Below are 21305 nucleotides of genomic sequence, written 5' to 3'. Positions count from 1 at the left end.
AGCAGAATATTACAAAATAATGATATTTTTCTTAAAGTTACACTTCCTCGAGCCGGGCGTAAGCCGCGACCAGCCATTTGATCCCCTGACCCTGAAAAGCCACCTGCAGCCGGCTGTGCTCGCCGCTGCCTTCGAGGTTGACGATGGTGCCTTCGCCAAACTTCGGATGCCGTACGCGCTGGCCTAATTTGTAGCCGGTATCGCTCTCGGCAATCGGCGCGCCCAGTCGCTGATGGTTTACCGGGCGGCTCACCGTAGCCCGCAGACGCACTTCTTCTACGCACTCCTGCGGCAGTTCTCCAATAAAGCGCGACGGCCGATGGTAAACCTCTTTGCCGTACAGACGGCGGGTTTCCGCGTAGGTCAGCGTCAGCTTCTGCATGGCGCGCGTCACGCCAACGTAGGCCAGACGACGCTCTTCTTCCAGGCGGCCGCCTTCATCAAGGGCCATCTGGCTCGGGAACATCCCCTCCTCGACGCCGACGATGAACACCTGCGGGAACTCCAGCCCTTTCGCCGAGTGCAGGGTCATCAGCTGAACCGCGTCTTGCCAGGTATCCGCCTGTCCCTCGCCCGCTTCCAGCGCGGCGTGGGAGAGGAACGCCTGCAGCGGCATCAGATCTTCATCTTCTTCGTTGTAGCTAAACTGGCGCGTCGCCGTCACCAGCTCCTCTAAGTTTTCAATACGGGTCTGACCCTTCTCGCCTTTCTCCTGCTCGTACATCGCGCGCAGCCCGGAGTCTTTAATCACCCGATCGGTCTGGACGTGCAGCGGCATATCGGTGGTCTCCTGCGCCAGCGCGTCAATCAGCTCCATAAAGCGCTGCAGGGCGCTGGCGGCGCGACCGGCCAGCGCTTTATCTTTCAGCAGCTCGCGGCTGGCCTGCCACAGCGTCAGCTGACGATCGCGCGACGTCTGACGCACCACGTCCAGCGTGCGGTCGCCGATGCCGCGAGTCGGCGTATTGACTACGCGCTCAAACGCCGCATCGTCGTTACGGTTGGCGATCAGACGCAGGTACGAGAGCGCGTCTTTGATTTCCTGGCGTTCGAAGAAGCGCATGCCGCCATAGATGCGGTACGGCATACTGGCCTGCAGAAGCGCCTCTTCCAGCACGCGCGACTGGGCGTTGCTGCGATAGAGGATGGCGCACTGCTCCAGCGCCCCGCCGTTCTCCTGCCAGGTTTTTATCCGGTTCACTACGAAGCGTGCTTCGTCGAGATCGTTGAAAGCGCAGTACAGCGAGATCGGCTCGCCGTCGGCGCCGTCGGTCCATAGCTTCTTGCCCAGGCGACCGTTGTTGTTTTCGATCAGGGCGTTGGCGGCGCTGAGGATGTTGCTCGTCGAACGATAGTTCTGCTCAAGGCGGATGGTTTCCGCACCGGGAAAATCGTTAAGGAAGCGCTGAATGTTCTCGACCTGCGCACCCCGCCAGCCGTAAATCGACTGATCGTCATCGCCGACGATCATTACCTTGCCGGTATCGCCCGCCAGCAGGCGGATCCAGGCGTACTGAATGTTGTTGGTATCCTGGAATTCGTCGACGAGGATATTGGTGAACCGCTCGCGGTAGTGCTGGAGGATATGCGGCTTATTCAGCCACAGCTCGTGGGCGCGCAGCAGCAGTTCGGCGAAGTCAACCAGCCCGGCGCGATCGCAGGCTTCCTGATAGGCCTGATAGACCTTCTGCCAGGTCTGCTCGACCGGGTTGCCGTAGCTCTGAATATGATGCGGGCGCAGCCCTTCATCTTTCTGGCTGTTGATGTACCACATCGCCTGACGCGGCGGCCACTGCTTCTCATCGAGGTTCATCGCCTTAATCAGACGCTTCAGCAGGCGCAGCTGGTCTTCGCTATCAAGGATTTGGAAATCCTGCGGCAGGTTGGCGTCCAGATGGTGCGCGCGCAGCAGGCGGTGGGCCAGGCCGTGGAAGGTGCCCACCCACATGCCGCCCTGGGTGGTGCCCATCAGCTGGCCGATACGGTGGCGCATCTCTGCCGCCGCTTTGTTGGTAAAGGTCACCGCCATAATAGAATACGGCGAGCAGTTCTCCACGCTCAGCAGCCAGGCGATACGGTGCACCAGAACGCGCGTCTTACCACTGCCCGCCCCTGCCAGAACCAGCATGTTGGTGCGCGAGGCCGCTACGGCTTCACGCTGTTTGTCATTAAGGCTGTCGAGCAGGTAAGAAACGTCCATTGGCACCGCCGGAAGAGAAGGGGTTCCACGAACCCCTGTTAATATATACAGAGTAACTGGTGATTATATCAGCGAGGTCAGAGATGCCAACCGTGAAATTTCAATATGCGGCAGCAGGCGACTGTCCGCGGTGTGCATCAGGTCCGCGCCTTGCGGTTTGATCCAGCAGGCCTGCATGCCACAGCGCAGCGATCCGGCGACGTCAGTGGTCAGGTCATCGCCGACGTGCAGAATATGCCCGAGCGGTAAGTTCAGGCGCTCCGCCGCCAGATGGTACATGTCGGCAAACGGCTTGGAGCGGCCATCCGGCCCGGCGCGCAGCACAAAGCGGAAATAGTCGCTCAGGCCGAACAACTCTGGTCGGGCGTTGCCGTTGGTAATCGCCACCAGCGGCCACTTCTCCGCCAGCTTCGCCAGCGTATCGTGGGTCTCCTGCGGGACATCGACGCGGCTGCGCCACTGGGCGAAGTGTTCCATCGCCGCATCGGCCCCCGCTTTCGCCGCGTCGGCGGAGAGTCCGGCGTTACGCATGCCTAACTCCAGCGCACGGTGGCGCCAGACGGTCACGTCGTGATAGATCTCAGGCTCGGATGCCAACAGCGTCTGGCGCAGCTGATTAAGCTCATGGGCGTCGAACTGGCTGAGCGACGGATGGTAGCTGCGTACAAAGGCCAGCGACTCGTGCATCGTCCGGTCAATGACCGGGCGGTTATCATAAAGGGTATCGTCCAGGTCAAACGTCAGCGCGGAAATCTGGCCCAGAGGTCGGTAAAAACGCATTATTTCCCCCGTTTTGCGCGCGGATGCGCGGCATCGTACACCGAGGCAAGGTGTTGAAAGTCGAGATGGGTATAGATTTGGGTGGTGGAGAGGTTAGCATGACCCAACAACTCCTGCACACCGCGCAGATCGCCGCTAGACTCCAGCATATGGGTGGCAAAGGAGTGGCGAAGCTTGTGCGGATGCACATGGCTGTTCAGCCCCTGCTTAATGCCCCACTCGGCGAACCGCTTCTGTACGTTGCGCGCCGAAATGCGCTTGCCCAGTTTCGACAAAAACAGCGCGTCGTCGTCAGTACCGAACAGGCCGCGTAAATCCAGCCAGTGCTCAATCCACATCACGGCGTTGCGACCGATCGGCAAGCGGCGCTCTTTGCTACCTTTGCCCATCACCCAGACCTCGCCGCTTTCGAGATCGAGATGTTTGATATCAAGGTTGACCAGCTCGGACAAACGCAGCCCCGCGCCGTACATCACCTCCAGCATCGCCCGGTCGCGCACCGCCAGCGGATCGTTGAGATCAATATCCAGCAGCCGATTGACGTCATCGACATCGATATTTTTTGGCAGGTGACGGGGAATTTTCGGCGCGGCAATCCCTTTCGCCGGATTGGCGCTGAGCTCGCCCTGGCCGACCAGCCAGTCAAAGAAACTGCGCAGCGCCGACAGGCGAAGCGCCAGGCTTGCCGGGCCTAATCCCGCGCGGCGACTGCGCACCGCAAAACTTCGCACCTGAGCGGCATCGCACTGCGACCAGCTTTTCAGACCCGCCTCATCCGCCAGGGCAATCAGCGCGTCCAGCTGTCGCTGGTAATTCAGTAACGTGATCGGGCTGAGCTGGCGTTCAACGCCAAGGTGGCGCAGAAAGCGGGCGACGGCGGAGAAGAGAGGAGAATCGGTCATGCGCGTTCAATCCAGCGCTCCAGCAGGCCGGGCAGCATCTGGGCGATCTCCTGCAGCAGTTGCGTCCCCTGTCCTGGCTGATAATGCTGCGCATCGCGGCTGCTAAAGAGCATCACGCCAGGGGCATTATCGCCGCCCAGCAGCGACATCGCCACTGACCCAATAGCTTTCGCCTCCGGCAATACCACCAGCAGCTCCGGACCGTTCAGCGGCCCAAGGTAGTGGCGCGCCTGGCCCAGACGCTGAATACGGATCGGCTCAAACGCCTGCCGGCTTAACGCCAGGTGGGTAAACTTCGAAGGCGCGCCCAGGCGCCAGCTGTCAGGGAACAGGCGCACCGTGGCGCCCGCCAGCCCCAGCTCGCGCGCCCAGCGGTGAAGGCGGTTAAGCATATCGTCGAGGCTCTCCGCCGCCGCCAGCCGCGTTTGCAGCTGCAGCAGGCGCTGGAACAGGCTTTCATTGGCTACCGCCTGCTCCATCAGCAGCGACATATTCTCTTCCAGCACATGGATATGGTTACGCGCCCGCATCATGTGCCACTCCACCAGCGAAATCGTACCGCGCACCGGATGCGGGACGCGGAGATGTTCGACCTGGGCGGCATTACGAATAAAAAATTCAGGATTTTGCAACAGATAGTCCACCACTGCACGATCGTTCAATGCGCTGGCGACCTCCTGCTGTTCTTCCCCGATTGGTTTCATAAATGAATAAATCCATCATAGACATGGGCCGCCGGGCCGGTCATAAACAGCGGCTGGCCCGGGCCTTTCCAGGCGATATCAAGACGACCGCCGGGTAATTCCACACGTACCGTTTCAGCGAGCAACCCCTGCTGGATCCCCACCGCCACCGCGGCGCAAGCGCCGCTGCCACAGGCCTGGGTTTCCCCCGCGCCGCGTTCGTAGACGCGCAGACGAATATGGGACCGGCCGACCACCTGCATAAAACCGATATTCGCGCGCTCCGGAAAACGCTCATGGCTTTCCATCACCGGGCCGAGGGTTTCCACCGCCGCCGTATCCACATCATCCACCTGGATAACGCAGTGCGGGTTCCCCATGGACACCACGCCGCACAATACTGTCTGCTCGGCGGCACGCATGATATAGGTCTTTTCCGCTTTGTTGGCGCGGAACGGCACCTGGGAGGGCTCGAAGTTGGGCTCGCCCATATTCACCCGCACCAGATCGTCTTCCGTTACGCTTAATACCATACGGCCGTTGGCCGTACTCACGCGGATATCACGTTTATTGGTCAGGCCTTTCAGCCGGACGAAACGCGCGAAACAGCGCGCGCCGTTGCCGCACTGCGACACTTCGCTACCGTCGGCATTAAAGATCCGGTAATGGAAATCCAGATCCGGATCGTAGGGCGGCTCCACCACCAACAGCTGATCGAACCCGACGCCAAGGTGGCGATCCGCCAGGCGGCGAATCAGCTCCGGCGAGAAAAAAACATTCTGCGTTACCGCGTCAACGACCATAAAATCGTTGCCAAGGCCATGCATTTTAGAGAACTGCATCATCTACTCCAGTTGCGCGGAACAGAACGTTATCGTTAGTAATTGACCTGGCTCGGACCACCAGTATCGCCACGATCGTTACGATCCGGCGTTGAGCTCTGAATGCCCGGGTTAACCGGTTTGGTCGGCGGCGGCGCAGTTTTATCAGCCGGCGGGAAATAGAGAGGCCCTTTCAGACCGCAGCCGGTCAGGCTGAAGATCGCAAACAAAACGGCAAGCGTAGGAAAAACGTTTTTCATTGATAGTTGCCCGTGATTCATTCTTTCTGCTTTCTATCATCGCAGGAGAAGACGTAAAAGCAAGCCTTTAGCATCCGACTGCGCGCGCTTTTGTTTCGCGCTATACTGCGACCCATCTTCAAAAATCAAAAAAGCAGAATAAAATTATGAACGACAGTGAATTCCATCGCCTGGCCGATAGCCTGTGGATGACCATCGAAGAACGCCTGGATGACTGGGACGGCGATAGCGACATCGACTGCGAAATCAACGGCGGCGTGCTGACCATTAGCTTTGAAAACGGCAGCAAAATCATTATTAACCGTCAGGAGCCGCTGCACCAGGTGTGGCTGGCCACCAAACAGGGCGGCTACCATTTCGATCTCAAAGGCGACGAGTGGATCTGCGATCGCAGCGGTGAAACCTTCTGGGATCTGCTGGAGCAGGCGGCGAGCCAGCAGGCCGGTGAGACGGTGAGATTCCGTTAATGACATGTTTCCCGGATGACGGCGCATTGCGCCTTTTCCGGGCCAAATCTACGAGTAGCGCTGCTGCAGCACCGGCGAGGCGGTAACGTCCTGGCTGGTGGGGATCGCGGCGGCAATCGCCTGGGTGCGGAAAGGGATCACCTGGGTGCGCCCGTCCACCTCGACAATCTGATAGAACTGCGGCAGGTTGAAGTTGATAAAACTGGAGCCGTAGGTAAAACGATCGTGCGATGACGAATAGAAGCGGCTGACATCGCGCACCAGCTCCTCTTTGCTGCCCTCGCAGTGGTGATAGACCTCAGCGCGGTTGCTCTCATCGAGAATATAGATGTTAAAGCCGCTGTCGTTGTTATCCGCGTCTTCAAAGAAGAACTGGATAATCCCTTCGCTGGCGAATCCGTCCACTACCGCCGGCAGCTTAACGTGATTGGTTTCAACCTGCACCGACAGGCCATGGAGCTTGTTGTGCGAGATAGCGCCGTAGAACTCAATGGCGTTTTCCAGCTTCTGCACCGAAACGTTAAGACGCTCGAAGAACAGTCCCCAGGTCTGGCCGGAGACGCGCAGCGCTTTAAAGCGCCCGGTATCCTGACGGGTACTGGAGAGACGCAGTTCGATGCACTCGGAGATCATCTGCTGTACGCGGGTGCGGATCAGGCCGCGCAGATGCTGGCTATAGCAGAAGACCTCCACGCTGTCCGGCGGCGCGGCATCCTGATGCATTTTACCAAGGATCGTTTTCAGCGCTTCAATCATCGCCTGCTCGCCGTTGAAATGCAGCGTACGCACTTCATTCCACGAGTTGCGATACAGCAGATCAACGCTGCCGATCAGGCATTTTTGCTCTTCGCCGAAGCTGAAAACATCGAGCTTGCGGAAATCGAAGTGCACCACCTGATTGCGGAAGGCCGCCGTCGGGTCATATTCGAGGTTGACGATAATCGCCAGGTGGCGAATTTCGCACGGGCTGTATAGCGCTTTTGGCGTGGGCGCCGGCAGGCGCAGTGGGAAGTGGTGCGACACATCGGCCACCATCTCCTGCAGCTTCGCCAGATCGACGATGCCGTTGCCCTTAATAAACAGGCGGGTGCGTGAGGTCAGCAGGCCGTTAAACCAGGCCCAGGCCACCAGCTTATTAAGATAACGGTTATATTCCAGCGGCTGATGGCTGATGATCGATTCCATATCCGGCGCGCGGTTATACAGATACCAACCGGTACGGTTGGCGCGACCCGGCGGCACGTGAATAAAGGTCAGATTCGGTTCCGACAGATCCGGCGAAATTTGCGGGTTCACCAGCGTCACTTTGCCCGGCAGCGCTTCAAAGGCCGCATACAGCTTACGCGTCAGCACGCCGATATCCTGCGGACTAGCGGAGACGCTGAGGTTATTGCGCCGTGCGAAGCGGATCAGATTACGATAGCTCTGCATCATCGCATCGAGCAGTTCGTTGTGCGCCTTGCGCACTTCATCAATTTTCCAGTTCGCCCGGTTGTCGAGCATCATCAGACGCTTTTCATCCCAGCCCCACGCGTTGACCAGCTGGCTGACGACTTCGCGACGCCAGCCGACGCAGGCGCGCTCGCGGCTGAGTTTTTCGCACACTTTCAGGTAGAAGCAGCGGCGCACCAGGTCGAGACGAGTTTCATCTTCAATGGCCTGGAGGTAGGTGGTCACGCGCTCCAGCATCATGCAGTAGGGGTCGAGTCCGAAGGAGACGATCTCGCCGTCGTGCAGGCGCTGTTTGATATCTTTCGCCAGCAGGCGGTTGTTGGGGTATTCCCAGGAGTAGGCTTCCAGCAGCAGCGTTTTCAGCACCGCTTTATAGGGCGAGTCGATACTCTTATACAGCTGCCACAGGCTGGCGCCGAAGTACTCTTCCGCCGACAGTGAACTAAGGCCGCCGAGATCGAGCCACTCGTTTGGCGTCAGCACGCCCTGGGCATACAGCCCCATGACGTAATCGTCGTAATGCTCTTCTTCATCGCACGGCACCATATTCCACAGAATACGCTTGCCGGCGAGACGCACCGCGGTGCGGTAGAACTCATCGAGCAGTAAAATATGCTGGGTCGAACCGCAGTCTTCGCCGCCGAGGCTGCCGCTTTCGTTATGGCGGAAGCGGTTTTCGTCGATCAGGAAGAAGCTGACTTCCACGCCGAGCGAGGCCGCCCAGCTCTCAAGCAGGCTGCATTTTCGCTGCAGCAGCTGGCGCTCTTCGCTATCCAGCCAGGCCTGGTGACATACCCAGATATCAAGATCGGAAGAACAGCTCTGGCCGACGGAGGAGGTACTACCCATCGAGTAGACGCCGGTGATCGGCAGCTCGCCTTTTGGCGGCTCCTGGGTCTGCATGCCGCGATGCAGTTCCAGTTCTTCAAGATAGTGGCGTTGGGTTTCATCAGGCGTGTAGAGGCAAATGCCACGGGGAACGTTACCGTCAAGGTAACCCGGCATCAGCGGGTGATGATAATGTAATAACGTTGGCAGTAGACTGTAAACCTGCTGGAAAGCGGGTCCCATGGCAGCAAGCGCGCGATCCACGCGCAATTGGTTGATGGCATCCAGTCTCTGTTTCAGTGTCTCAATATAGAGGTACAAGACATATCGCCTGATGTTCAAAAACCCGAGGTACAATAGTACGGAGGATTTCAGTATTTCAACAAAAACCGTCACCATTCGTCGTCGGTGTGGTTGTGATGAGCAGCGGACGGACAAATGGTTTAAAACGTGATCAATTTAACACCTTGCTCATTGACCGTAAAGAAAGATGCGCTACATACAAGTGTAGCACCGTTTATTACCTGTAAATTCCTCACTACGCCTCCGGCAACCGCCACGCGCATGAAAGGTTAAAAAAGAGTGGGCCGGAGCTATCTCCCACATAAACCGTGAAAACTAACATCCGTAAGACAACAATGTTAGGATGGTTAGTGGTCGACAATGACGGTAACAAGCATGTTAGACAAAGTTTTGAAAATTGCCACACGGCAAAGCCCGCTTGCGCTATGGCAGGCGCAATATGTTAAGGCGCGCCTGGAACACGCGCATCCCGGACTGAAGGTCGAGTTGGTGCCGATGGTCACTCGCGGGGATGTCATCCTTGATACTCCGCTGGCAAAGGTGGGAGGCAAGGGCTTATTTGTGAAAGAGTTAGAGCTTGCCATGCTCGAAGGGCGCGCCGATATCGCCGTTCATTCGATGAAAGATGTGCCGGTGGAATTCCCAGAGGGTCTGGGGCTGGTGACTATCTGCGAGCGCGACGATCCGCGCGACGCGTTTGTCTCCAATCACTATGCCTCGATTGATGAACTCCCGGCCGGCAGCGTCGTTGGCACATCAAGTTTACGCCGTCAGTGCCAGCTGGCCGCCACTCGTCCGGACCTGGTGATCCGCTCTCTGCGCGGTAACGTCGGTACCCGACTGAGTAAGCTGGATAACGGCGAGTATGACGCCATCATCCTCGCCGCCGCCGGCCTGAAACGCCTGCAGCTCGAGGCGAGAATTCGCCAGCCGCTGTCGCCGGAGCAATCCCTGCCGGCGGTCGGCCAGGGAGCGGTCGGCATCGAATGCCGTCTCGACGATGCATGGACCCAGGGGCTGCTAGCGCCTCTCAACCATACGGAAACGGCAGTGCGCGTGCGCGCCGAGCGGGCGATGAACACTCGTCTCGAAGGCGGCTGCCAGGTGCCGATTGGCAGCTATGCGGAACTCGTCAACGGCGAACTGTGGCTGCGGGCGCTGGTTGGCGCCCCGGATGGTTCGCAGATGGTACGCGGCGAACGGCGCGGGCCAGCAGAGCAGGCTGAAGCGCTCGGCATCTCGCTGGCGGAAGAGCTCCTGGATAACGGCGCGCGCGACATTCTCGCGGCAGTTTATGATGGAGAAGCCCCACGATGAGCATCCTGGTCACTCGTCCATTACCGCAAGGAGAAGCGCTGGTCAGCCGTCTGCGGGCCATGGGACGCGTGGCCTGGGGCTTTCCGCTGATAGAATTTACGCCTGGCCGGGAGCTTCCCGCGCTGGGCGACGCGCTTGCCCGCCTCGGGCCTGACGATCTGCTGTTTGCGCTGTCCCAGCATGCGGTGGAGTTCGCCCATGCCCGCCTGCAGCAACAGGGGCTGCCCTGGCCCACTTCCCCACGCTATTTTGCCATTGGCCGCACGACGGCGCTGGCCCTGCATACGGTCAGCGGGCAGCATATCCATTACCCGTTAGATCGGGAAATTAGCGAAGTCTTGCTACAATTACCTGAATTACAAAACATTGCCGGGAAAAATGCGCTGATCTTACGCGGCAATGGCGGGCGGGAACTCTTAGGCGCGACGCTGACCGAGCGCGGCGCCAGGGTCACATTTTGTGAATGTTATCAACGTAGTGCAAAGCATTACGATGGCGCAGAAGAAGCGATGCGCTGGCAATCTCGCGGGGTCACCACGCTGGTGGTCACCAGCGGCGAGATGCTGCAGCAGCTATGGTCGTTAATACCGCAATGGTATCGCGAACGGTGGCTCCTGCACTGCCGCGTTGTCGTTGTCAGCGAACGTCTGGCCCTTCAGGCCCGGGAGCTGGGCTGGCAGGAGATTCAGGTTGCCGATAGCGCCGACAACGATGCGCTGCTACGCGCATTACAATAACTCTCAACATTGGAAGCCATAATGACGGAACAACAAAATCAATCCGCCGTGGTTGAAGAGACCAGGGAGGCCGTGGAGACCACACCACAGCCAGAGAACACTGATAAGAAGAAGGCTGGCAACAAAACCAGCCTGGCGCTCAGCGCGATCGCTATCGCCATTGCGATAGCCGCCGGTATCGGTCTGTATGGCCTGAACAAACAGCAGGCCTCGCGTCAAAACGAAACCACCTCTGAATTATCAAGCCAGGTTGCGGCGCTGCAAAAAGCGCAGGAGAGCCAAAAAAGCGAACTGGAAGGCATTATCAAACAGCAGGCCGACCAGCTAAACGAAGCCAAACGCCAGCAGGAGACGCTGGCCAAACAGCTGGACGAAGTCCAGCAAAAAGTGGCGGTCATTTCCGGTAGCGACGCCAAAACCTGGCTGCTGGCCCAGGCCGACTTCCTCGTCAAGCTGGCGGGACGTAAGCTGTGGAGCGATCAGGATGTCACCACCGCCGCCGCGCTGCTGAAAAGCGCCGACGCCAGTCTCGCCGACATGAATGACCCGAGCCTGATCGGCGCCCGCCGGGCGATTACCGACGACATCGCCACTCTCTCCGCGGTGAACCAGGTGGACTACGACGGCATGATCCTCAAGGTTAATCAGCTGGCGAACCAAATCGATAACCTGCGGCTGGCGGATAATAACGATGACGATTCGCCGATGGATTCTGATAGCGATGAGCTCTCCAGCTCCATCAGCGAATGGCGCATCAATCTGCAGAAAAGCTGGCAGAATTTTATGGACAGCTTTATCACCGTGCGCCGCCGCGATGAAACGGCGGTCCCGCTGCTGGCGCCGAATCAGGATATCTATCTGCGGGAAAATATTCGCTCTCGCCTGCTGGTCGCCGCGCAGGCGGTGCCGCGTCATCAGGAAGAGACCTGGAAACAGTCGCTGGATAACGTCTCGACCTGGGTACGCGCCTATTACGATACCGATGACGCCACCACTAAAGCCTTCCTTGAAGAGGTGGATAAACTCAGTCAGCAAAGCATTACCATGACGGTGCCGGAGACGCTGCAGAGCCAGGCGTTGCTGGAAAAACTGATGCAGACCCGGGTGCGTAATCTGATGGCGCAGCCTGCCGTTTCCGCGGGCGGCGCGCCCGCACCTGCACCGTCTGCACCTGCTGCACCGGCCGCCCCCGCTGCGCCGCAAGGAGAGTAACGCATGCTGAAAATTCTTTTACTCTTCGCACTGTTGATCGCCGGGATCGTGCTTGGCCCGATGATCGCCGGCCATCAGGGCTACGTCCTGATCCAGACTGATAACTACAATATCGAGACCAGCGTGACCGGGCTGGTGATTATCCTGATCCTCGCCATGGTGGTGCTGTTCGCCATTGAATGGCTGCTGCGCCGCATTTTCCGCACCGGGGCGCATACGCGCGGCTGGTTTGTCGGCCGTAAACGCCGTCGCGCGCGTAAGCAAACCGAGCAGGCGCTGCTTAAGCTGGCGGAAGGTGATTACCAGCAGGTTGAGAAGCTGATGGCGAAAAACGCCGATCACGCCGAACAGCCGGTGGTGAACTATCTGCTGGCGGCGGAAGCGGCCCAGCAGCGCGGCGATGAAGCGCGGGCTAACCAGCATCTGGAGCGCGCCACCGAACTGGCGGGCGATGATCTGATCCCGGTGGAAATCACCCGCGTTCGCCTGCAGCTGGCGCGCAATGAAAATCACGCCGCGCGCCATGGCATCGATAAGCTGCTGGAGATCACCCCGCGTCATCCGGAAGTGCTGCGCCTCGCCGAACAGGCTTATACCCGCACCGGCGCCTGGCAGTCGCTGCTGGATATCATTCCGTCGATGGCGAAAGCTAACGTCGGCGATGAAGAGCACCGCGCCGCGCTGGAACAGCTGGCGTGGGTTGGCCTGATGGACAAAGCGCTGGCCGATGGCGGCAGCGAGGGGCTGCGTGAATGGTGGCGCAACCAGAGCCGTAAAACGCGGGCGCTGGTGCCGCTGCAGGTGGCGATGGCCGAGCGCCTCATCGAGAGCGACGATCACGATACCGCGCAGCAAATTGTCATTGATGGTCTGAAGAAACAGTATGACGACCGTCTGGTGATGCCGATCCCGCGCCTGAAGACCAATAACCCGGAACAGCTGGAGAAAGTACTGCGCCAGCAGATCAAAGCCGTTGGCGACCGTCCGCTGCTGTGGAGCACCCTGGGCCAGTCGCTGATGCGGCACGGTGAATGGCAGGAGGCCAGCATCGCCTTCCGCGCCGCGCTTAAGCAGCGTCCGGATGCCTTTGATTACGCCTGGCTTGCCGATGCCCTGGATCGCCTGCATCAGCCGGAGGAAGCGGCCACCATGCGCCGCGATGGCCTGCTGCTGACGCTGCAGAATAACCCTCAGCAATAACCTGGTCTGGCTATCGCCTCCTGCGGGGCGATAGCGTTTCTCCCCCGCCTTCGCGTTGACGATCCCCTGAAAGAAAAAAACGCCTGCGCTGAAATCAGGGCAGGCGTTAAAACAGGTCTGTTTGACAACAAATTGGGTGCTTCACTCAACGTAATGTCCATGGTGTTTGATGAGGCATAAATGCGACATCTGTCAGTGGACGATAAGCACCGTAAGAACGGCTCTGCATCATTCCGGAGTTTATGAGGCACGAAGGCGAACATAAGAGATGGAATGAGCATCTACCCGGTTATTATCGCACAGGATCCGGGGAAATTGCATCTACCACAGTGATGAATTGAGAGTTTTCCTGACGCGTATTCTTAAGCAAAGAGAAGATTTTTTATCAGCAAGATCAGGGGAATAAGTCATGGCAGGAAATAACAGAAAACAAAAAACCCCGCCGAAGCGGGGTTCAAAATTGGTCGGCGAGAGAGGATTCGAACCTCCGACCCACTGGTCCCAAACCAGTTGCGCTACCAAGCTGCGCTACTCGCCGAAATACTGCTTTTTGAATTTTTAGTTCAATTCGTTAAAGTCGTGGTGCGAGGGGGGGGACTTGAACCCCCACGTCCGTAAGAACACTAACACCTGAAGCTAGCGCGTCTACCAATTCCGCCACCTTCGCAAATTCACAACTCTATCAAATAATGGGGTGGCTAATGGGATTCGAACCCACGACAACTGGAATCACAATCCAGGGCTCTACCAACTGAGCTATAGCCACCACTGCAAACCTTTTACGCGGTATTAAAACCACCGCAGCTCCAGCACCGGGTTAATGGTGCGCCCGACAGGATTCGAACCTGAGACCTCTGCCTCCGGAGGGCAGCGCTCTATCCAGCTGAGCTACGGGCGCTTAGCGCCGTTGCGGGGTCGGATAATACGGACTTCCTCCCCCGCTGTCTAGTGCCTTTTTAAAGAAAATTATCGTTTGCTCATGCTTTGTTCGTTTTGACGCTTATTCAGCCGGATTATTGATTTGTCCCTGTCTTCCGAGGCCAAACACCTTATAAATCAGGGTAACGGCAGCAAGGAAAATAATACCGACAAAGAGCGACATCCGGGTTTCATCATTCAGCCCCATCCCGACCAGCACGCAGATCAGGAAAGCCATGGTGAAATAGTTGGCCCACGGAAACAGCAGCGAACGGAACGGATGGCTGGCTATCGCTGCCTGATGTACGCGACGGAAACGCAGCTGACTAATCAGGATCACAAACCACGGCACCATCCCCGGCAGGACGCTGGCGCTATAGACATAGACAAATACCCGCTGGGGATTAGGAATGATGTAATTCAGGCAGGAGCCTACCAGCAGGATCAGAATCGACAGCGCTACGCCGACGGCAGGAACGCCGTTGCGCGATACCTTACCGATCGCCGCCGGCAGCTGACGGTTCTTCGCCAGGGCGTACAGCATACGTCCGCAGCTGTACATCCCGCTGTTGCAGCCGGAAAGCGCCGCCGTCAGCACCACGAAGTTGATAATCCCCGCCGCGGCGGTAATACCGATTTTGGCAAACGTCAGTACGAACGGGCTGCCGTTGGAGCCGATTTGATCCCATGGGAAAATGGTGACGATAACGAAAATCGCGCCGACGTAGAAAATCAGGATCCGCCACAGCACTTTGCCCACCGCGCTGCGTAACGTAACCTGCGGATTTTTCGCTTCACCTGCGGTAATGCCGATGAGCTCCACGCCCTGATATGACGCGACCACGATACACAGCGCCGTCAGGAAGCCCTTCCAGCCGCCGGCAAAGAAACCGCCATGTTCGGTCAGGTTGCCAAAACCGATGGAGTGGCCGCCGTTGCCAAAGCCGAAGAAAATGACGCCCAGGCCCACGACGATCATCACAATAATGGTGGTCACTTTAATCATGGCGAACCAGAACTCGATTTCACCGTACAGCCGGACCGCCGCGAGGTTTGCCAGCGCCACCAGCCCCACGGCAATTAATGCCGGGATCCACTGCGCCATCTCCGGGAACCAGAACTGCACATAGACGCCGATGGCGGTAATCTCCGAGATGCCCACCGCCATCCACATAAACCAGTACGACCACGCGGTCAGGTAGCCGAAGAAGGGGCTCATATAGCGATGCGCATACACCGCGAAAGAGCCGGTGACGGGCTCAAGAAACAGCATTTCGCCCATTGAGCGCATAATGAAAAAGACGAACAGGCCAGCAATAATGTACGCCAGCAGCACGGAAGGTCCAGCCCACTTCAGCGTACTGGCCGCCCCCATAAACAACCCCACGCCAATCGTCCCACCAAGGGCGATCAGTTCAATATGCCGGGCCTCCAGTCCACGCTGGAGCTCCGCTTTTTTCTCAGTCATATATCCTCTTGTGTTTGCCGTATTCCGGGTACTCCCGGTTATTGTTATTAACTGAACTCATAGCCTTGCCGACGCGCAGGTCTCCCCCGCGCGTATAAAGCCTGCGAATGGTTAATTAATTTTGCGGAAATGGCAAATAAAGTATCAGGCGAGTGAAGAGATTACACAGAATATGTATGCAAACTCGCCTGGTTGCAGTGGAATATCAGAGCTTACCGGAATAATGCCAACGTAAATAGCGCAGTAGGCGGAACTGTCTCTTGATGCGGCTCGGCTGTAAAAGCAGACGATAGAACCATTCCAGCCCCAGATCCTGCCAGAACTTCGGCGCCCGATGCACGTGCCCGGTGAAAACATCGTAAGTGCCGCCGACGCCCATATACAGCGCGTGCGGGTACAGACGCCGACAGTCGCGCATAAAGATCTCCTGACGCGGGGACCCCATGGCGACGGTGACGATTTTCGCCCCGCTGTCGCGAATGCGTTCGAATAATGCCTGGCGCTGCTCAGGAGCAAAATAGCCGTCCTGGGTGCCGACGATATTCACCTGCCAGCGCTGGCGCAGGCTGGACGCCGTCTGCGCCAGGACTTCAGGTTTACCGCCGACCAAAAACACCGGTGTGCCTTCAGCGCCGGCGCGCTGCATTAACGCTTCCCAGAGATCGGCCCCTGCCACGCGGGACACCTGGGCTTGCGGATATTTTTTACGCAGCGAACGCACCACGCTGATGCCATCCGCATATTTAAACTCCGCCGCCTCAATCAGCGCCCGCACCTCCGGGTTATCCTCTACGGCCAGCATTTTCTCGGCATTAATCGCCACCAGCGTCCCCTCGCGGAGAACGCCGTCGGCATACAAATAATCCAGAGCGTGCTGCATATCGCGCCAGCCTATGAGCTGCAGCCCTCTTAACAGGTACAACGGCGCGGAAATGGTCCCAGTCATGTCCATCCTTCTCAGACTTGCGGTTGCGAAAGCGGTTTTACGCGCTTATGAATCAGTCCCACGCTATCCAGGAACCAGTACAGCAGTTTCGCCGCCAGCAAGCAGATACCAAAGATCACGAGGAAAAACACCACGCGGGAGCCGAACGAATCCAGGCCCTCGCGCGCCAGCACTATCATGTTGAAGATAGCGCCGAAACAGAAACTGTGCAGGATAGCCGCTTTATAGCGATTGCTCTCCCGGTTGCCCAGCTCATACAGCCAGTCGAACCATTTAATAATCAACCCGACCGCCACGGCGCCCAGCGGCACAAACCAGACGCCGCCCATCACCACCAGCGAGCCAATCAGCGTCGGCGAAATCGCCAGCCCCGAATGGTTGTTTAATACTTCCCAGGTAAAGTAGTTGGCGGTATTGAGCACCATCGTCGGGCGACCGTGCCACATCCAGCTGGGGATAAAGACGTAGAAATCGCGGATCATCGGCGCCAGACCCTGAAAATCGATCTTGTCGTAGTTTTGCAGCAGCAGCGCCAGGTTCTCCCACGGCGAGAAGGTATCGCGTGTGAGATAGAGGAAGGTATAAAACGCTTCGTCGCCGCTGACGTTCATCCCGTAGCGCTTCAGCGCCAGCCAGAACATGCCGACGATGCCCAGCACGCCCGCCGCCGCCAGCATCCACAGGCTGATCCAACCGCGAATAATGCCGATAAACAGGAAGATGGCGAAGGCGATGATGATATTGGCGCGCGTCCCGCCGACGATAGCGTAGGTCAGCAAACCAAAGGCCACCGTGCTGACGAGGAAGAAGATCCACGCCTTATAATCCTGGCGCAGGAAATAGACCACCAGCATCGCCGGAATAAAGAAGTAGAAGAAGCGCTTCAACGCCACGCCGGAGACTTCAGCAGAGAAAATCTGGCTGTAGGAGTTGAGCTTAAACAGCAGGAAACCGTTGTGGGCGAAGAAGATGCCAACGCACAGCAGCGCCAGCCCCATCAAAATGCCCCACGCCAGATGGGTTTCTACCCGGTTCATGGTGAACAGCGGCCGATGCGCAACCTCACGCGATGCCGGACGCAGCCGCGTTTTATAGGTCACGTAGTAAATCGCGTAGAAGCACACCGCGATCAGCAGCGTCTGCAGCAAAATCTCCGGCGGCGCCACGCTGACGTCAAAGCGGAACACCAGAATACTGGTCAGCGGGAAACCGAAGAAGAAAGTCAGCAGAAACAGCAACGAGAAAAAGACGTTGAAGTTGAAGCGTACCCGGCGGAACTCAAACCAGGTGGCGGTAGCGATAAACAGCGTCGACAGCAGCCAGACTACCAGCAGCCCGCTAAATTGCATTAACGTCATGCCTGCCCCTCCGCCGCTAACCGTAGCGCCCGCTGCCAGCCCGTCAGATAGTTCGGCCGGAAGAAAGCGATACCCGACTTATCCACGCTCGCCAGTTGGCGCTGCGCTTCGCGCACCACGCTGACGTCCAGCGCATCGCTGGTGAACAGCACCGGCACATGCTGCTCGGTCATATCCTGCCAGAACGGGTTTTCGCGGTTGAGCACGCAGGGAATGCCCGCCTGAATCAGCAGGCACAGGGTGCCGATCCCCTGCTGACGCGCGAACAGGAAATAGCCCAGATCGCAGCGGCGCAGCAGCGCCAGATAATCATGAAACTCCAGTTTCTCGCTGAGGATCTGCAGATGCTCACCGCTAAACAGCGCCGCCCCCGCCTCACGAACCTCATTGATATAGGCCTCGTTATTCGCCGGATAGCCCATCGGCACGATGACGTTTACCGTATCGCCAAACTGCTGATAAATAGCCTTCAGCGCGGCAATATGTTCATTGCTGCGATCCCCTGAGTTACCCACCAGAATGGTCAGCGTGTCGCCGCGCGGCGCGTTTTCGGCCAGGGTATTCAGCGCCGGATCCATACGGGTCGGGAAATAGAGCAGTTCGCCCGGGACGCGCGGATGACGGTTTGCGAACCAGCTCAGATCGCCGCGGGTGGCGAAAACGCGCCCTACCCGCCCCTGCGCCAGGCGGCGCAGCGGATAGAACAGGCGGAACTTCAGGCTGGTGGCGTTTTCGTACAGATCCGCCCCCCAGATATGCCAGTTAAACTGCGACGGGCGGATACCACCGCCCAACAGCGCCAGCCACAGGCCGGTATTGAACTGGCCGTGGAAGAAAAAGCGCTGCTGGCGGTTGGCTTTGGCTTGCGCAATCACCGCCTGCGCCAGCGACTTCTTCCCCGGATAGCAGGTGATGTCCAGCGCCGGATACCCATCACGCACGCTGGCCTCATCACCGACGATCATAAATCTCCTGGCCTGCGGATCGGCGGCCAGTTCGTCGTTAAAGAACCGCAGTACGGTCTGGTTATGATGCGGGATATCTGATCCCAGTACATGTATCAGTGCTGTCATGCCCGTTTACGCCAGAGTAAAAACACGCCACTACAAAGGGCGAAATAAACAATATAAGTGGCCATATACGCCTGCGCCGCGCCAACCGCGCCGTGCGCCGGTATAAGCCAGTGTGAGAATGCGGTCAGCAGTGTGAACTGGCTGATTTCCGTCAGAATATAAAAACGCAGCGACGCTTTGGCGATCACCAGATAGCCATAGACGTAGGCGCCTACTTTTAAAACGTCGCCCACCAGCTGCCAGGCGAACAGGTCACGCATCGCGGTAAAGCGATCGGAAAACAGCAGCCAGATGGCAAAATCGCGCAGCAGCCAGACCGTCAGGCTCGCCGCCGCCACTGCCGGCAGGACGAATTTCAGCGACTTGACTATCTCGCGGGTGATATCCGTTTTGGCGCTCAGCCGCGACAGCGTCGGCAGGAGATAGACGCTGAACGAGGCGGTAATAAACTGCAGATAGGCATCAGAGATGCTGCTCACCCCCTGCCAGATACCGACCGCCTCCCAGCCATAATGCGCCGCCAGCAGATTACGCATCATCACATAAGCCACCGGCAGGGTCACTGAGGTTATCAGCGCCATCAGGGTAAATTTCGATAGCTGTCCCGCCAGACCGTTATCCCAGCGCGGACACAGGGCGCTCAGCGGGATATTACCCCGCCGCCAGAGCATAATACCCGCCGGAACCACCACCAGCGCCGGAACTAACGCCAGCCCCAGCAGCGCGCCCTGATAGCCGCCCAACACGTAGCAAGCATAGTAAGCCGCCACGCCGATCAGGCTCCCGGCAATCAGCGAGAAGGCGTTACCCGCCGCATCGCGAAAGCCTTTCATCAGCGCCAGCAGGAAGTTCGCCCAGGCGATCCCCATCTGTACCAGCGCCACCAGCCGTACCAGATTCTGATAATGAGTATGGCCGAACAGCCCCTGGCTTATCGGCGCCGCGGCCAGTAAAAACACCAGCGCCAGCAGTGTGGAAAAGCCAAGCACCATCGCCGACGAGGTGCCCACCACCTGCTTCAGGCGCGGGGGATCGTCGTGATGCTGCGCCACCAGCTTCGTGACGCCATTAAATATCCCGGCCCCGGCCAGCACGCCGAGTACGGTGACCAGTTGCCGGAAGTTACCGGCCTGGCCAACGCCCGCGGGCCCAAACGAGACGGCCAGCAGCTTGACGACCAACAGCCCGGCGCCGATTTTGACCAGCGTCGATGCCGCCGTCCACAATGAAGCTTTTGCTAACGACATATCAGGAGAAGTAGCTCAGCAGCGAGTTAATCACCGTCCGCTGGTTCACCACAGACAGATTGTAAAACAGCGGCAGGCGTACCAGGCGCTCGCTCTCCTGGGTGGTGTAGCGGTCTTCACCGTGGAATTCGCCGAAGTGTTCGCCTGCCGGACAGCTGTGCAGAGGAATGTAATGGAATACCGCGAGGATCTCCGCCTCTTTCAGCCAGGCGATCAGCCTGCTGCGATCCTCGATATCGCGCAGCTTAATGTAGAACATGTGCGCGTTTTGCCCGCAGTCGGCCGGGATCGTCGGCAGTTCGATACGTCCCGCGCGGGCCAGCGGCAGCAGGGCGTCATAGTAGTTCTGCCACAGCGCCAGGCGCTGTTGGTTGATGCGCTCCGCCGCTTCCAGCTGCGCCCACAGGTAGGCGGCCTGCAGGTCGGACATCAGATAGCTGGAGCCAATGTCCCGCCAGGTATATTTATCCACCAGGCCACGAAAGAACTGGCTGCGGTTGGTGCCTTTTTCGCGAATGATCTCCGCGCGCTCCACCAGCGTGCGATCGTTGATGAGCGTCGCCCCGCCCTCACCGCCAGCGGTGTAGTTTTTGGTTTCATGGAAGCTGAAGCAGCCGATATGGCCGATGGTGCCCAGCGCACGCCCCTTGTAGGTGGACATCACCCCCTGCGCGGCATCTTCCACCACGAACAGGTTGTACTTGTCGGCGATGGCCATGATGATATCCATCTCGCAAGCTACGCCGGCATAATGCACCGGGACGATCGCCCGGGTTTTATCGGTGATAGCGGCTTCGATTAACGTTTCATCGATATTCATCGTATCGCGACGGATATCGACGAAGACGATTTTCGCCCCGCGCAGCACAAAAGCATTGGCGGTGGAGACAAAGGTATAGCTGGGCATAATCACTTCGTCGCCCGGCTGGATATCCAGCAGCAGCGCGGCCATCTCCAGCGAAGCCGTGCAGGAAGGGGTTAGCAGGGCCTTTGCCGTGCCAAAACGCTGCTCCATCCACTGCTGGCAGCGGCGCGTAAAGCCGCCGTCGCCGCACAGCTTGCCGCTGTTCATCGCAGACTGCATGTAATCAAGCTCGGTTCCAACCACCGGCGGCGCGTTAAATGGGATCATG

General features: G+C 58.3%; 18 protein-coding genes and 4 tRNA genes. 5 read left to right on the top strand and 17 right to left on the bottom strand.

The window, feature by feature from the left end; genetic code table 11:
* Nucleotides 1–37: 37 nt before the first annotated feature.
* The 6 genes from uvrD to lptM all read right to left on the bottom strand — a co-directional run bounded on the left by uvrD (nt 38) and on the right by lptM (nt 5646).
* Nucleotides 38–2200 carry a DNA helicase II gene (gene uvrD, locus ACQUTI_RS23925; RefSeq protein WP_004886784.1) on the bottom strand — a complete coding sequence of 721 codons (2163 nt, stop codon included), beginning with the start codon at nt 2198–2200 and terminating at the stop codon, nt 38–40.
* Between the two features lie 63 nt (nt 2201–2263).
* On the bottom strand, nt 2264–2980 hold the full coding sequence (gene yigB, locus ACQUTI_RS23920) for a 5-amino-6-(5-phospho-D-ribitylamino)uracil phosphatase YigB (protein ID WP_048293974.1): 717 nt from the start codon (nt 2978–2980) through the stop codon (nt 2264–2266).
* Nucleotides 2980–3882, bottom strand: coding sequence for a tyrosine recombinase XerC (xerC, locus tag ACQUTI_RS23915; RefSeq protein WP_004886788.1), 903 nt, complete (start codon nt 3880–3882; stop codon nt 2980–2982). The genes yigB and xerC overlap by 1 nt, the downstream gene beginning before the upstream one ends.
* A complete protein-coding gene (locus ACQUTI_RS23910; RefSeq protein ID WP_004886790.1) occupies nt 3879–4586 on the bottom strand; it encodes a DUF484 domain-containing protein in 708 nt (235 codons plus the stop codon). Before ACQUTI_RS23910 ends, xerC begins: the two co-directional genes overlap by 4 nt.
* Nucleotides 4583–5407 (bottom strand): diaminopimelate epimerase, encoded by an 825-nt coding sequence (gene dapF / locus ACQUTI_RS23905; RefSeq protein ID WP_002883394.1) that lies wholly within the window; start codon nt 5405–5407, stop codon nt 4583–4585. The genes ACQUTI_RS23910 and dapF overlap by 4 nt, the downstream gene beginning before the upstream one ends.
* Before the next feature lie 35 nt (nt 5408–5442).
* Nucleotides 5443–5646 carry an LPS translocon maturation chaperone LptM gene (gene lptM, locus ACQUTI_RS23900; RefSeq protein ID WP_004886794.1) on the bottom strand — a complete coding sequence of 68 codons (204 nt, stop codon included), beginning with the start codon at nt 5644–5646 and terminating at the stop codon, nt 5443–5445.
* Nucleotides 5647–5792: 146 nt separating this feature from the next.
* Between lptM and cyaY the strand changes: the two genes are divergently transcribed.
* Nucleotides 5793–6113, top strand: coding sequence for an iron donor protein CyaY (gene cyaY / locus ACQUTI_RS23895; protein WP_004886799.1), 321 nt, complete (start codon nt 5793–5795; stop codon nt 6111–6113).
* Between the two features lie 48 nt (nt 6114–6161).
* On the opposite strand, the gene cyaA is transcribed toward cyaY, so the two are convergent.
* Nucleotides 6162–8714 (bottom strand): class I adenylate cyclase, encoded by a 2553-nt coding sequence (cyaA, locus tag ACQUTI_RS23890; protein WP_002883383.1) that lies wholly within the window; start codon nt 8712–8714, stop codon nt 6162–6164.
* 357 nt (nt 8715–9071) lie between these two features.
* On the opposite strand from cyaA, the gene hemC reads away from it, so the two are divergent.
* From hemC to hemY, 4 genes are read left to right on the top strand one after another with little or no spacing between them, the layout of a single operon-like run.
* Nucleotides 9072–10013 (top strand): hydroxymethylbilane synthase, encoded by a 942-nt coding sequence (hemC, locus tag ACQUTI_RS23885; protein WP_004886804.1) that lies wholly within the window; start codon nt 9072–9074, stop codon nt 10011–10013.
* Nucleotides 10010–10750: a uroporphyrinogen-III synthase gene (gene hemD, locus ACQUTI_RS23880; protein ID WP_017899402.1), complete on the top strand. Its 741-nt coding sequence runs from the start codon at nt 10010–10012 to the stop codon at nt 10748–10750. Before hemC ends, hemD begins: the two co-directional genes overlap by 4 nt.
* A 21-nt stretch (nt 10751–10771) precedes the next feature.
* Nucleotides 10772–11962 (top strand): uroporphyrinogen-III C-methyltransferase, encoded by a 1191-nt coding sequence (gene hemX, locus ACQUTI_RS23875; RefSeq protein ID WP_004886808.1) that lies wholly within the window; start codon nt 10772–10774, stop codon nt 11960–11962.
* Nucleotides 11963–11965: 3 nt separating this feature from the next.
* On the top strand, nt 11966–13162 hold the full coding sequence (gene hemY, locus ACQUTI_RS23870) for a protoheme IX biogenesis protein HemY (protein ID WP_057212562.1): 1197 nt from the start codon (nt 11966–11968) through the stop codon (nt 13160–13162).
* A 461-nt stretch (nt 13163–13623) separates the two neighbouring features.
* Here hemY and ACQUTI_RS23865 read toward each other — a convergent pair.
* From ACQUTI_RS23865 to rffA, 10 genes are all read right to left on the bottom strand, one after another.
* Nucleotides 13624–13700, bottom strand: a tRNA-Pro gene (locus ACQUTI_RS23865).
* A 42-nt stretch (nt 13701–13742) separates the two neighbouring features.
* Nucleotides 13743–13829, bottom strand: a tRNA-Leu gene (locus tag ACQUTI_RS23860).
* A gap of 23 nt (nt 13830–13852) precedes the next feature.
* Nucleotides 13853–13928 (bottom strand) — tRNA-His (locus ACQUTI_RS23855).
* A gap of 55 nt (nt 13929–13983) precedes the next feature.
* Nucleotides 13984–14060, bottom strand: a tRNA-Arg gene (locus ACQUTI_RS23850).
* Nucleotides 14061–14162: 102 nt separating this feature from the next.
* A complete protein-coding gene (thrP, locus tag ACQUTI_RS23845) occupies nt 14163–15548 on the bottom strand; it encodes a bifunctional threonine/serine APC transporter ThrP (RefSeq protein WP_004886813.1) in 1386 nt (461 codons plus the stop codon).
* A gap of 205 nt (nt 15549–15753) precedes the next feature.
* Entirely contained in the window at nt 15754–16494 is a 741-nt protein-coding gene (wecG, locus tag ACQUTI_RS23840; RefSeq protein WP_004886818.1) for a lipopolysaccharide N-acetylmannosaminouronosyltransferase, read from the bottom strand.
* 11 nt (nt 16495–16505) lie between these two features.
* On the bottom strand, nt 16506–17852 hold the full coding sequence (wzyE, locus tag ACQUTI_RS23835; protein WP_004886822.1) for an ECA oligosaccharide polymerase: 1347 nt from the start codon (nt 17850–17852) through the stop codon (nt 16506–16508).
* Nucleotides 17849–18925, bottom strand: coding sequence for a TDP-N-acetylfucosamine:lipid II N-acetylfucosaminyltransferase (locus ACQUTI_RS23830; RefSeq protein WP_004886826.1), 1077 nt, complete (start codon nt 18923–18925; stop codon nt 17849–17851). Before ACQUTI_RS23830 ends, wzyE begins: the two co-directional genes overlap by 4 nt.
* Nucleotides 18922–20172, bottom strand: coding sequence for a lipid III flippase WzxE (wzxE, locus tag ACQUTI_RS23825; protein WP_049092834.1), 1251 nt, complete (start codon nt 20170–20172; stop codon nt 18922–18924). Before wzxE ends, ACQUTI_RS23830 begins: the two co-directional genes overlap by 4 nt.
* Before the next feature lies 1 nt (nt 20173).
* A complete protein-coding gene (gene rffA / locus ACQUTI_RS23820) occupies nt 20174–21304 on the bottom strand; it encodes a dTDP-4-amino-4,6-dideoxygalactose transaminase (protein ID WP_004886831.1) in 1131 nt (376 codons plus the stop codon).
* Nucleotide 21305: the final 1 nt, after the last annotated feature.

Source organism: Klebsiella sp. 7-CIP_Kleb., from assembly GCF_050378655.1.
In the GTDB taxonomy this organism is placed as follows: Bacteria; Pseudomonadota; Gammaproteobacteria; order Enterobacterales; family Enterobacteriaceae; genus Klebsiella; species Klebsiella quasipneumoniae.
Note: the sequence above shows the minus strand (reverse complement) of the source record. Positions and strands in the feature narration are given on the sequence as shown.